This window comes from Bradyrhizobium sp. LTSP857 (assembly GCF_000938285.1).
Lineage (GTDB): Bacteria > Pseudomonadota > Alphaproteobacteria > Rhizobiales > Xanthobacteraceae > Bradyrhizobium.
This window is the reverse complement of sequence record NZ_JYMS01000046.1, coordinates 293,517-306,105: the sequence shown is the minus strand read 5'-3', so window position 1 is coordinate 306,105 and position 12,589 is coordinate 293,517. Positions and strand designations below refer to the sequence as shown.

Sequence of the window (12,589 nt, the reverse complement as noted above, 5' to 3'; positions counted from 1 at the left end):
GCGCGCAGCACGGTGCCAAGGCTGTGCACGACATGAAGTTTGCCGAGTGAGGTCCATCACTTCGGGGCGTGGTCGATCTTGTGCCCCAAATGCCCGGTGTCGTGATCGCGACGCAACTGGCTCAGCGACGTCTCGTTCAACTGATGCAGGACCTCACTGAGCTGGGTCGCATCGGGATAACCGGCCGCAAAGCCCTTGCCGTAGATCTTGCGCAAAGTACCGACCAGCGTGTTGCCGTGCTTCTTGCCGATCGCGCCATCCTTGTCCCGATGGCGACCATCCAGGCCCGGTTCCTTCATGTCTCTCTCCCTGCGGCGTCTGCGCGCCTGAGGAGAGCGTGCTCCCAAACCGGTTGATTGGCAACGGTGCGGCACTCAGGGCTAGCTGATGGCACCGCGACAGCGCTGCTTTCGCTTCCATCTCGCAGCTGTGAACCCGCTACAGATTGTGCCGGAACAATCGGCGCATCAGATAACAGCGAGCGGCTGCGCGATTGGAGCTGATGCGATGCGGTCTGTTTTGGCGGTGAGTTTCCTGATCGTCCTGTGCACCTCTGCAAACGCTGCAATGGTGCGCCACTCTCGTGCCCGCCAACCGGTGGTGGAACGTCCGAGCGCGGATGTGAATTCGCGGGCGCGTTTCGCGGTCCCCGGGTGGAGTGATGATGCAACGCAGCGATGGCTGAACAACGCCTCGTCCAATGTCGGCCGGGGCGGCTAACAACCGAAGGAGATGAGGGAGGCGGGGTGGCTAAGCGGCCTGTTCCTCAAACGAGGTATATGCGCGACCATTTGGATCAACGATCTGAACGTCCCAGCACCCGTCCTGGATAAGCTCTTTGGCTTTCTTGAGGGCGGCGGCGAGTGACGGCCGCTTGAGGCTCACGATGCCTGCCGTGTCGAAACCGTTGATTTCAAACATGCCGCTCCTCCCGTTTTGTCGAATCCTACACTTTTCGCGTGAGTTGTCTGCGGCTTTTGTCGCGCTTTGAAGCAGGCTGCCCCATTCCTCAGGGGAGCACAACACTTTGCTTCGGTGAGAGTCGGGACACGCCGGGCGGGCAATTCCATCGCATAGCCCCGTAATCAGCCGGGGTGGCTGGGCGTGCCAGGCGGTCACGTCGCTAACGTGGAATTAATCCAAAAACCCCACAATTCTAGGCAGTTGTGTAGATGGGTGCTGCGTAGAGGAGGCGTCGCGAGGACGTTCCGGCGACGGCTTCCTCTTGCTCCCTCACGTGAGGTCAATGCAGGTGACCACGATATCTGAAATGCATGGCCTGGTCGAACAATTCGACCCCGCAGCACTGGCACTCGCAGCCGCGGCACCCGAACCCGCAGCCCCGGAAGCTCCAGCCCCGAGACCGAGCAAGCGGTCCAGCAGGAAATCGATCCTGGCACTGTCAGTGTGCGCGTTGGCCATCAATGGCTCGGCGGCCATCTATACCTTGCCGTCTGATTTTCTGTCGCAGAATGTCAGCAATTTAGCTGAACTGCTTCCGCGGCGGGAAGCTTCCGCGCCAAAACCGGATCCGGTTGTCGCTGCCTTGAAGGATATTCAATCGGCCCAGCAGCATCAGGTCGCCTCGCTGCAGGAGATCAATTCCTCGTTGCAGCAAAATGCGGCTCTGCGGCAGCAGGATTCAACGATCCTCCTCTCTTTGCGACAGAGCATCACGGACGAACGGGTCGACGTGAAGAAGATATCGCCGCAGCTTTCGACGCTCATCGCGAAAATCGATGCGCTGCAAGGTGCAATGATGTCGGACGTCACGTCCTCCATTCGAAGAGCGCATGCTCGGTATGGACTGTCTGCCGCGATGCGCAAACGGCTGGTTCGGCAATCGAAATCTATAGGGCCCATTTCGGTTGGAGGAGCGCCCCTAACTGTGCCGGCTACAGTTTCAGCCCCGGAAAGCTGAAGGCACGTCAAGTCAAGCAAAACGCTTGGGACTGTGTCCGTGCTAGCTCGCCCGCAGGTCCACGCTGCGCGGGGCTTCATGTCAATCGATGCCGGCTGCATTCCGGATAGTGAGATGCACTGTCACCGCAAATGTCGTGGATCGTACAGGGCGGTCGCTGCTTCAAAGTTCACTTCGGAGACTGCAATCCCGGCGAACTTAGCCATTCGCTGATATGTGCGCCGGTCTCGGCTTGCCGGGTTTTGCGGATTGCTTGCTCACGCGCGATACCTGGCGGAAGCGAATTGGCTTCCTCGCGAAGGCGCTGCGTTTGTTCGGCAAGACGTTCTTCAAGGGATGCGGCCGGTGGCGTTCTCATCACCGATAAAAGCCAAGGACCGTGCGGTGACCGGCCGAGTTTCGCATGTCCGGCACCGGACATATGGTCAATTCTGCTCATGCCGGAAAAGTTAACAAAGGCAAACCCGGCCCTAAACGAGAACCGGCCCATCTCCGAACGCGCGTCCGACGATGGGCCGTTCCGGGTGGATGGCGCGAAACTAGTATCGCGCCACAGACCACTATCTCAATCTCTGAGCTGCGTTGTGGTTCCTGGCCAGACGCGCCATCGTCGGTGTGGACAACACAACGCCGCCCGCTTGAAATCAACTCGCAGACGGCGCCGGTCCAGCCCCGGGAGGGAACTAACAAAATCCCGGCTTCTTCTTAGTCTGGACAGCCAGCCAAAAGGTTCGTTGGTGGGACGCATCACGCGATCAAGCTCAAACCGACGCTTGGCGACGCTCGTGCGGAACGAGGGGTGGTTTGGTTTCACAGCCTATTTCGGCGGCTGAAATCCCGGCGACGATAGCCACTCATTCATGTGAGCAGCGGTATCTGTTTGCTCAGCCTTCCTCAGAAGCTCGTCGCGGCGAATGCTGGGCGGCATGCCTTCAGCTTGCTTGCGCAAATTCCGCGCCTCTTTCTTGAGGCGATCTCCGAGCGTCGATGATTGCTTGATGCGAACTCGCATGCGCTGCTCCCTATCATGGGCGGGAGCGCGACCGGCGTTCTCATCGCCGGCAACGGCCACGGATCGGGCGACGACAATGCTTAACGTTTTAGTTGGGGAACGGTTGCGCCAGCCGAAGGCGAATTAACGTGGCGCTCGCCCAGGGGCGGCAATCGATTTTGCCAACGCATGGCTCTCTCCGCGTCTTCGCAATCTGGCGCGAGTTATCGACATTGGGTGGTGAGCGCGCTGGGGCTCGAACCCAGGACCCCGTGATTAAAAGTCACGTGCTCTACCGGCTGAGCTACGCGCTCCCATGGCCGCTGATGGTTCTAAAAATCGATCGCCATCGTCGTCGGTCATTTGGAGAAGCATGTCTTGCCGCCACGTTTGACTAAGCGTTGCGGGGAAAGCCGGTGAGGCTGTTTCCGGATCATGCTTTCGGCCCGCGCTGTGTAGGGGGATGGGGCGCTGAGGTCAATAGCGCACGCGGCTGCCGAAGATCGCGGCAGAGGCGGGGATTTGCACGACGTTTCCGTCGCTTAGCCCGGGATTTTCAACCTGATTGGTCGCTCGTCATCCACGCCGAAGAGCGACACCCCTTGGGGGCGCGGGTCCGTGGCGCCCGGAGCAAGCCTTCGAGGCACCGAGGATCAGTTCGCCTCCTGCCGCACCTCGCTCGGCACCGGCTGCGCGGTGCCGGCGGGCGTCGGCAGGGCGACGGGGCGCAGGCCGATCAGCTCGGCCGTGCGGATCGCGCTGTCACGCCAGAACTGGAACGAGTTGATGCGGCTGAGCTCGAGGATGGCGATTGCGACCGCGGCCAGGAACGGCAGGCTTTGCAGTACCAGCACGCCGGCAAAGATGTAGATCTCGGTGATCTGGCGGAAACTGTTGGAGGCGATCAGGACGCCGGCGCCGATCAGGAGCAGGGCGCCGATCACGGCTTCCCAGAATGCCTGGAACTCGATCGACATCCGCGACAGGCCGCCTTTGGAGGTGCGCGCGAACGCAATGTGCTCGGTGATCAATCCCTGTGCCACCGCGCGCGACACCGTCCACTGCACGCTCATCGCCGCGATCATGGCGCCCAGCATCTGGCCGGGTTTGATCGCGACACGCAGGCGGTACATCGACAGGAAGTGCGCCAGCGACACGATGAAGGCGGCGATGATCGGCAGCGTCAAGATCTTGTCGGGGATGGCGATGTCGGCAAAGGCGACGATCGGCACCCAGATCAGGTTCAGCAGTGCCACGACCACGCCGAGGCTTTCGGCGCCGAGCCAGTTCAGCCAGCCGAGACCATATTCGCGCTTCTGGTCGGGCGCCAGCCGGCTCCGTCCTGGCAGGAAGTGCCGCCAGTGCTTCTTGACGATCTGGAGGCCGCCATAGGCCCAGCGGTGACGCTGCTTCTTGAAGGCCTCGTAGGTGTCGGGCAAGAGGCCCTGGCCGTAGCGGTGGTTGGTGTAGTGGGTGACCCAGCCGAGCTCCTGGATCGCGAGACCGAGATCCGAGTCCTCGCAGATCGTGTCGCTCGACCAGCCGCCGGCCATGTCCATCGCAGCGCGGCGGATCAGGCACATCGTGCCGTGCACGATGATGGCGCTGACCTCGTTGCGCTGGACCATGCCGATGTCGAAGAAGCCGGCGTACTCGCCGTTCATGATGTAGTGCATGATCGACAAATCACCGTCGCGATGCTCCTGCGGCGCCTGCACGAGGCCAACGCGCGGATCGGCGAAGGCCGGCACCAGGTCCTTGAGCCAGTCGGGATCGACGACATAGTCGGCATCGAGAATGCCGATGATCTCGGCATCCACTGCCGTGCGGTCCATGGCGATGCGCAGCGCGCCCGCCTTGAAACCCTTCACCTTCTCGGCGTTGATGAACTTGAAGCGTTCACCGAGCGTGCGGCAATGGTCCTGGATCGGCTGCCAGAAGGCGGGATCGGGCGTGTTATTGATGATGACGACGCATTCGTAGTTCGGATAGTCGAGCCGCGACAGCGCATCGAGCGTCTGCTTGAGCATCTCGACCGGCTCGAAATAAGCGGGGATGTGGATCGAGACTTTTGGGTAGTAATTCTCCGGCACGTCGGCGACCGGCTTGCCCTTGGTGAGGAGCCGCTGCGGCGGCCGGCCGAAGGCCACGGCTGCGACCTCGTCGATCCGCGCCATCGCGATCAGCACAAGGGGAACAAGGAGGATCATGCCGAGCGTCAGCGCGAAGGCCGAGCCGAAGATGAAATAGTGCCCGTTCCAGAACGCGAACACGGTCGCGGCCCAGGCGCCGACGCCATTGGCGGTTGCCGACAGCAGGAACGCCTGACGCGCGGTCGGATGCTCCAGCCGCAGGATCGGCAGCGACAGCAGGACGCCGACCAGCAGCGCGATCGTCATCAGCTTCCAATAGTCGGGATTCTCGACCGGGCCGGTCCAGGCGAATTTCGGCTCGCGGCTGGCGTTGAGGATGCCCCAATAGGGCCCGACGCCGCCTTCGAAATATTTCCAGGGCTGATCGATCGCCTCGACGATGTTGTACTCCATGCCGAGGCCTTCGGCGCGGCTGACGAAATTGCGCAAGGTCAGCGCCTGCTGGAACGGACCGGGGTCGGCGTTGCGCAAATTGTAGCCCGCGCTCGGCCAGCCGAACTCGGCGATCACGATGCGCTTGCCGGGGAACAGGTTGCGCAGGAGGTTATAGCGGTCGACGGCCTGGTCGACCGCCTGGTCCGAGCGGAAGTTTTCCCAATAAGGCAGCACGTGGGCGGCGATGAAATCGACGTTGGAAGCGAGGTCCGGATTGTCGCGCCAGATGTTCCAGATCTCGCCGGTGGTGACGGGCACGCGGACCGCGCTCTTCACCCGCTTGATCATCTCGATCAGGTCTTCGACCTTCTGCTCGCCGCGGTAGATCACCTCGTTGCCGACCACGACGCCGTTGACGTTGCTGTTCTTGCGGGCGAGCTCGATGGCGGCCTTGATCTCCCGCTCGTTGCGGTCCGGGTCCTTGCCGATCCAGGCGCCGACCGTGACCTTGAGCCCGAACTCGGCGGCGATCGGCGGCACCAGCTCGTTGCCTTCCGTCGCGGAGTAAGATCGGATGGCGCGCGTGAGGGTCGAGAGCTTTTTCAGATCGGCACGAATCTTGTCGGGGTCGACGTTGTCGTCGACAACATGTCCCGGTTCGAACGGCGTATAGGACAGGCTCGGCAGCAGGCCCCTGAAGTCGGGCGCGGGTTCCCTGTCGCGCAAGACTCCCCAGATGCCGGCGTGAAGCACGGACACGAGCAACAAAACGGCGGCGACAACGCGCATCGCGGCTAAACCAAAAGGGGCTGGGGTGGCAGGGAAGCGGATCCGACCCCGAGATCCGACCGAGTCCGCGGCAAATGGAGCATACCTCTGCCGCGCGGTTTCACAACTGTCATGGCCTCATGTCCGGATAAGGGCATGGCCTTTTTGGGAGCGCGGCTGTGCCAACAATTGCTATCGCCGATCGTTCCTGAACGGCGGCTGAAACGTTCGCAGCTATTTCTGGGGCGCGGGCGACGGACTTGCCGCAGGCGAGGGGCTTGCGGCCGGCTGGGGGCTTTGCGAATTGCCGGTGGTCGGCGCCGCCGGCTGCGATCCCGCCGCCGATGCCTGCTGCGGCTGGGAGGCCGGGTTGATCCAGCAAGCGTGCACACGGCTGTCCAGGGTCTCGGCGACCTTGGGATCGATCTGGGCGCCGAAGCGGGTCAGGCAGCGGAACGCCGCCTGGATGTGGCCGCCGGGGCAGCCGAAGCGGTCATAGAGGTCGAGGTGGCGGAACGCGGTATCGAGGTCATCCCGCCACATCAGCCGGACCACGCGCCGGCCGAGCCAGACGCATTCGGGATTGCCGGCCGGGCCGTTGATGACTTGGGCTGCTTCCGCGAACTCATCGGTGCGGCGCTGGTTCTGGGCCGCGTCCTTGGCGGCGTCGGCGGGCTGGGTCGCGGCCTTGCCCTGGTCCGGGGCGGGTGAGCCGCTCTGGGCGGAGGCGGCACCGAGGCCGGCCAGGAGGACAAGGCCGGACACGGCCAAGGTGGCGGCGAACTGCCGCAGGGCCGCATTTCGTAACTCGAACACCCGTCGCCGCATGAATTCCCCAATATCTCAGCTGACCGCCCGCGCGGAGGACATCGCGGACGCGTCGGTGATGGCGTCCAAATGGGTCTCCAATGCGGCGGAAAAGTCCCGCAAAATTCCATGGCCTTTATTTGGATTGTTGTCCAGCAAAGTCACGATCCTATGGCTTGGTCGAACGGCCGCAGGCCAATTCGCCGGGGGAGAGGGCGCAGCCCACCTGCGTCCCCCCTTGGCAGATGGCGTGCGAGCAGGTAATCGACGGACCCTTCGCGGAGGACGGAACCGATTTCACTTCGTACGCCACTGGCGCTCCTGCTCGTCTCCCTCTGTGCGATTGCGGCCGTGTGGTGGTGGCTGGCCACGCCGATCACGCTCGCGCGCGCGCCCATCGATCCCAATGACAAGGTTCAATGCGTCTCCTACGCGCCGTTCCGCGGCGACCAGACGCCGCTGAACGAATGGACCCATATCGAGGCCGACCAGCTCGAGCAGGATCTGCGCCAGCTCAAGGAGATCACCGACTGCGTGCGCACCTATTCGATCGAGAACGGGCTCGACCAGGTGCCGGCGATCGCGGCGAAGATCGGCGGGCTGAAGGTGATCCAGGGCATCTGGCTCGGCAGCAATCGCGCCAAGAATTTGGCGCAAGTTGCGACCGCCGTCCGCCTCACCAAGGACTTCCCCGGCACCATCTCCGCGCTCGTCGTCGGCAACGAGGTGCTGCTGCGCGGGGAGATGACGACGTCGGACCTCACCGCCATCATCCGCTCGGTGAAGGCGCAGGTCACCGTGCCCGTCACCTATGCCGATGTCTGGGAATACTGGCTGAAGAACCGCGAGGTCTATGACGCCGTAGACTTCGTCACGATTCACATCCTGCCTTATTGGGAAGACATGCCGGTGCGCGCGAAATTCGCCGCCGCCCATGTCGAGTCAATCCGCGAGCGTATGGCGGTCGCGTTTCCCGGCAAGGAGATCCTGATCGGCGAGACCGGCTGGCCGAGCGAAGGCCGCATGCGCGACGGCGCGCTGCCCTCGCGCACCAACCAGGCCCGCGTGGTCTCGGAGATCCTCGGCATCGCAAAAGCGCAGAAATTCCGCGTCAATTTGATCGAGGCCTATGACCAGCCGTGGAAGCGGCGGCTCGAAGGCACCGTCGGCGGCTATTGGGGCCTGTTCGATTCCGTGCGGCGGCAACTGAAATATCCGCCGGGCGAGCCGATCAGCAATTTCCCGTTGTGGAAATGGTACATGGGCGCTGGCATGGGCCTGAGCGTGCTGGTGTTCGCGGTCGCCGGCATCACGCTGCGGCGCAGACCCTGGACGCCGCGCTTCTCAGCCTGGCTCGGCGTCGGCATCTCGGCGACTTCGGCGGGCATCCTGCTCGGGATCGGCGCCGATAAGATGTTTTACGAGAGCTACGGCTGGGGCGGCTGGCTGCAATGGGGCACGTTGCTTTTGGCCGGCATCCTCTCGCCGATCTTCTGCGCGCAGGCGCTCGTCATCGGCCGCAGCCTGCCGACCTTCCTCGATATTCTCGGCCCGCGCGAGGAGCGGAAATGGTCGAAGCTCACCGCCGTGCTCGGCCTGACGCTCGCGGTGACCGCCGTGATCGCAGCCGAGACCGCGCTCGGCTTCGTGTTCGATCCGCGCTACCGCGACTTTCCCTATGCCTCGCTGACGATGGCGGTGGTGCCGTTCGCGCTGCTGATGCTGAACCGTCCGCAGATCGGCGTGCGTCCGATCGCGGAAGCGGTGTTCGCAGGGGTGTTGGCGCTATCGGCGGCCTACATGCTTCTGAACGAAGGTCGCGAGAACTGGCAGGCGATGTGGACCTGCGCGATCTACCTGTTGTTCGCGCTCACGCTGTGGCGGGCGCGGGCCGAGCAAAGCCAAGGATGAGCAGGCCGATCGCCAGCCCCGCCAGCACGATGTTGTAAAGCACGATGCCGAGGCCGGCTGCGATCACGCCGAGCGTGAGCAGCACGATCGAAGGCCGCATCACGTTCAGCGTCGCGATGACCAGCGCGACGATGCCGAACACCGAATTCTTGAACAGCGACGTCGACACCGAGCGCGCCTTGCAGATCATGGTCTGCAAGCCGGCATCGCAGGCGAGCGCGACTTGCGAGAACTCGATCGCGAGATAGCGCACATAGAGCGCCCAGCCGACGGTGACGAAACCGACGACGAGCAGGAATTGCACCTGATAGGGCGTGAGGCGAAACGGCTTTTTCTTCATGGGCGCAATATGGTCGGGAAGGGAGGATGGGGCAACAGGGGAGGAGGATTTTTGTACCCACCGCGGCAACAGAGCGGGAGGTTGCTCAGACCGAAGTGTCCCCACCGTAGCGATACGGATTTGCCAGACCGTCGGCGACGCCTAACATTTGACGTGAATCGCAGGCGTGATTGCTGATCCAATCAGCAGCAGATCACGTCGTTCAAGAACGCGACTGCCAGGAAACGAGCGGGGATGGCAATGACTGAGGCGTTGCAGATCAATTTCGCGCTTTGGGGCATGATCGTCTGTGCGGCAATCAAGATTAGCCAGTTATTGGCGGCCGTTTAGCCAAAAATCCAGGTGATGACAGTCGGGCGGAGTCGCTCAGGCAAGTCGTGCCCGTGATCAACCACGAGCTCCGATCCTCTACCGCCTGAAGAACGATGACAGCGTCGATCCCGCCGACGCCGTCTCCGGCTTCGCCGCCGCAGCAGCGGCCGGTTGCGCTGCTGGCGCAGGCGCGGGCTCTTCGCGCTTGGAGCGCTTGGAGGAGTAGCTGCGGCGGTGCTTGTCGGGCTTGACGGTGGGGGCGGGAGCAGGCGCAGCCTCGGCTTGCGGCACGGCGTCCTGGCTCTTCTCGGAAGTCTTGTCCGATCCCTTGTCCTGCTTGTCCTGGCCGCGCATCGACAGGCGCTGGCCGTCGAACACGGTGGTCTCGCAGTGGCGGTCGCTCTCGCTCAGGCCCGCGCAGAGTTTTGCCGCGGCCGCAGCATTGACCAGGGGACCGGCACCTAAGCGGAGCTGCATGCCGAGGCCGGTGTTGCCTTCCTTGATAATGATGATCGGCCGCAGCGCTGCGATCTCGGGATTGGATTTGCTCAGTCCGCGCCACAACGCACGCAAGCCGTCGATCGAGTTCGCGCCGCCGAGGTCGATTGCAAATCGCGTCTGCTGGACGGCGATCGCGGGAGACTCGGCTTCAGTTGCTTCCGGCGGCTTGGCGACTGCGGCGGCAACTTCGGTGGGCGCGGGCGCCGGCTCGGGCTTTTTCTCGGCGGCCTTCTCAATCGTCTCTGGTTGAATCAATTTCGATGCGGCCGGATCGGGCGGCGCCATCATCGACTTGGATGGCACGAGCGGCAGGCTTGGCAGTGCCGATGTCGTCGCCGGCGACTGCGGTACCAGCGAGGCGGCAGCGGCGGTCTGCGGCGGCAGGCTCGGCTGGTCCTTCGCGGCTTCTTTCGAAGTGTCTTTTGGCTCCTTCGCGCTACCTGCGCGCGGCTTGTCGACCAACGATGCTGCCGTGGAGGCGACCGGCGCGACATCCGGTGCTGGCGCTGCGGGCTGCGCCGCCGCGACCGGCGCGTCCTGCGGCTTCGACGCGGGCGCCTGCGGCGATGTGGTCGTCTGCTTGGCGATGGCGCCGGTGACGGACTCCAGCCCTTGCTCCAGCACGGTGACACGCGAATAGAGCCGGTCGCGATCGGTGTTCAGCGTCTCGATGGCGGAGGCCAGGCGACGGGCTTCGTTCTGGCTTTCCTTCGTCAGCAACTGGAGCCGGTCGGCCTGGCGCGACAGATCGACCGAGGCGACCTGGTCGCGCCGCCAGCCGAGCTGGGCCTGATTGGCCAACACGGACAGCACGACGGCGCCGACGGCCGCCACGCCCCACGTGCCCAGCCGCCACATCATGCGCCGGTCGAACGTGCCTTCCTCGGCCAAAAGTCCGGAGAACAGCCCGCCTGTCTCCTTGGCGCCGAAGGCATCCGCCAGTGGGTCGGAATCCTTTGCCATGAACGTTTAAGTGCCCAGCCCCTGTCCGGCTTCCCCGAATCAATCAGGGAACATTAGCAGTAAAAATGTGCCGCACTTGAATTCCGGGCGTTTGCGGGGGTAGCAAGGCGGATAGCTCATGACGGCATCGGCCTGCCGCCGCTAACCGATTCGGCCGTATCTGACAGGATTTCGATGACCGCCCGCTCAAGCCTCACGATCGTGCTCGCCGCCGGCGAAGGCACGCGCATGCGATCGAGCCTGCCAAAGGTGCTGCATCCTGTCGCGAGCCAGAGCCTGCTCGCCCATGTGCTCGCCGCCGCGCCGAAGGGAACCGGCACCTCGCTCGCGGTCGTGATCGGTCCCGACCATCAGGCGGTCGCGGACGAGGCCAAGCGCATCCGCCCCGACGCGCTCACCTTCGTGCAGGCCGAACGGCTCGGCACCGCGCATGCGGTGCTGGCGGCGCGCGAGGCGATCGCGCGTGGCGTGGATGATCTCCTGATCGCGTTCGGCGATACACCGCTGATCTCGGCCGAGACCTTTGCGCGGCTGCGCGCGCCGCTTGCCAAGGGCGCGGCCATCGCCGCGCTCGGTTTTCGCGCGGCCGATCCCACGGGCTACGGCCGCTTCATCGTCGAGGGCGATCGCCTGGTTGCGATCCGCGAGCAGGCCGACGCCAGCCCTGAAGAGCGCAAGATCGATCTGTGCAATGCCGGTGTGATGGCGATCGACGGGCGCCGCGCGCTCGCGATATTTGAGAAGATCGGCAATGGGAATTCGAAGGGCGAATATTATCTGACGGACGCGGTCGGAATCGTCCGCGAACAGGGATGGGAGTCCGTGGTGATTGAGACCAGCGAGGACGAAGTGCGCGGCATCAACACCAAGGCGCAGCTTGCCGAAGCCGAAGCCGTGATGCAGGCGCGGCTGCGCAAGGCGGCGATGGAAGCCGGCGTCACGCTGATCGCACCTGAAACCGTCTTCCTCGCCGCCGACACCGTGTTCGGCAAGGACGTCACCATCGAGCCGTTCGTGGTGATCGGACCGGGCGTCGCGATCGGCGACGGCACGGTGATCCATTCCTTCTCGCATATCGTGCAGACCACCCTCGGCAAGAACGTCTCGATCGGCCCCTATGCGCGGCTGCGGCCCGGCACCTCGCTCGGCGATGGCGCGCGCATCGGCAATTTCGTGGAGACCAAGGCCGCGATCCTGGAGGCCGGCGTCAAGGTCAACCATCTCTCCTACATTGGCGATGCCACAATCGGTGCCAATTCCAACATCGGCGCCGGCACCATCACCTGCAACTACGATGGCTTCAAGAAGCACAAGACGGTGATCGGGCAGGGCGCCTTCGTCGGCACCAACTCCTCGCTGGTCGCACCGGTGACGATCGGCAACGGCTCCTATATCGGCTCTGGCTCGGTGATCACGCGCGATGTGCCCGATGATGCGATGGCGCTGGAGCGTAGCCAGCAGACCATCAGGGAAGGCGGCGCGGCGCGCTACCGCGAGATGAAGACCAGCGGCAAGAAAGCGGAAAAGAAGCCGGAGAAGTGAGCGGC

The 12,589-nt window shown here is 63.7% G+C and carries 11 protein-coding genes and 1 tRNA gene; 3 read left to right on the top strand and 9 right to left on the bottom strand.

Annotated elements, in window-relative coordinates:
- Nucleotides 1-56: 56 nt before the first annotated feature.
- Entirely contained in the window at nucleotides 57-299 is a 243-nt protein-coding gene (locus UP06_RS30840; protein WP_045007446.1) for a hypothetical protein, read from the bottom strand.
- Between the two features lie 451 nt (nucleotides 300-750).
- Nucleotides 751-921: a hypothetical protein gene (locus UP06_RS41715; protein WP_197087430.1), complete on the bottom strand. Its 171-nt coding sequence runs from the start codon at nucleotides 919-921 to the stop codon at nucleotides 751-753.
- 325 nt (nucleotides 922-1,246) lie between these two features.
- Between UP06_RS41715 and UP06_RS30835 the strand changes: the two genes are divergently transcribed.
- On the top strand, nucleotides 1,247-1,921 hold the full coding sequence (locus tag UP06_RS30835) for a hypothetical protein (RefSeq protein ID WP_045007445.1): 675 nt from the start codon (nucleotides 1,247-1,249) through the stop codon (nucleotides 1,919-1,921).
- Between the two features lie 169 nt (nucleotides 1,922-2,090).
- Here UP06_RS30835 and UP06_RS42605 read toward each other — a convergent pair whose 3' ends face one another.
- The 5 genes from UP06_RS42605 to UP06_RS30820 all read right to left on the bottom strand — a co-directional run bounded on the left by UP06_RS42605 (nucleotide 2,091) and on the right by UP06_RS30820 (nucleotide 7,036).
- Nucleotides 2,091-2,411 (bottom strand): hypothetical protein, encoded by a 321-nt coding sequence (locus UP06_RS42605; protein ID WP_349509950.1) that lies wholly within the window; start codon nucleotides 2,409-2,411, stop codon nucleotides 2,091-2,093.
- Between the two features lie 327 nt (nucleotides 2,412-2,738).
- Nucleotides 2,739-2,933: a hypothetical protein gene (locus UP06_RS40305; protein WP_082081756.1), complete on the bottom strand. Its 195-nt coding sequence runs from the start codon at nucleotides 2,931-2,933 to the stop codon at nucleotides 2,739-2,741.
- Between the two features lie 217 nt (nucleotides 2,934-3,150).
- A tRNA-Lys gene (locus UP06_RS30830) sits at nucleotides 3,151-3,226 on the bottom strand.
- Nucleotides 3,227-3,565: 339 nt separating this feature from the next.
- Nucleotides 3,566-6,229 carry a glycosyltransferase gene (locus tag UP06_RS30825; protein WP_045007444.1) on the bottom strand — a complete coding sequence of 888 codons (2,664 nt, stop codon included), beginning with the start codon at nucleotides 6,227-6,229 and terminating at the stop codon, nucleotides 3,566-3,568.
- 213 nt (nucleotides 6,230-6,442) lie between these two features.
- On the bottom strand, nucleotides 6,443-7,036 hold the full coding sequence (locus UP06_RS30820) for a hypothetical protein (protein ID WP_045007443.1): 594 nt from the start codon (nucleotides 7,034-7,036) through the stop codon (nucleotides 6,443-6,445).
- Between the two features lie 330 nt (nucleotides 7,037-7,366).
- Here UP06_RS30820 and UP06_RS30815 point away from each other — a divergent pair, with 330 nt between their 5' ends.
- The gene (locus tag UP06_RS30815) at nucleotides 7,367-8,926 is read left to right on the top strand and encodes a glycoside hydrolase family 17 protein (RefSeq protein ID WP_045007442.1); all 1,560 of its coding nucleotides are present in this window, start codon (nucleotides 7,367-7,369) and stop codon (nucleotides 8,924-8,926) included.
- Here UP06_RS30815 and UP06_RS30810 read toward each other — a convergent pair.
- Both UP06_RS30810 and UP06_RS30805 read right to left on the bottom strand, forming a co-directional pair.
- The gene (locus UP06_RS30810) at nucleotides 8,886-9,266 is read right to left on the bottom strand and encodes a hypothetical protein (protein ID WP_045007441.1); all 381 of its coding nucleotides are present in this window, start codon (nucleotides 9,264-9,266) and stop codon (nucleotides 8,886-8,888) included. The genes UP06_RS30815 and UP06_RS30810 overlap by 41 nt on opposite strands.
- A gap of 408 nt (nucleotides 9,267-9,674) precedes the next feature.
- Complete coding sequence (locus UP06_RS30805) at nucleotides 9,675-11,042, bottom strand: hypothetical protein (RefSeq protein ID WP_045007440.1); 1,368 nt, start codon at nucleotides 11,040-11,042, stop codon at nucleotides 9,675-9,677.
- A 174-nt stretch (nucleotides 11,043-11,216) separates the two neighbouring features.
- Between UP06_RS30805 and glmU the strand changes: the two genes are divergently transcribed.
- Nucleotides 11,217-12,584, top strand: a complete 1,368-nt coding sequence (gene glmU, locus UP06_RS30800) for a bifunctional UDP-N-acetylglucosamine diphosphorylase/glucosamine-1-phosphate N-acetyltransferase GlmU (protein WP_045007439.1) — start codon at nucleotides 11,217-11,219, stop codon at nucleotides 12,582-12,584.
- Nucleotides 12,585-12,589: the final 5 nt, after the last annotated feature.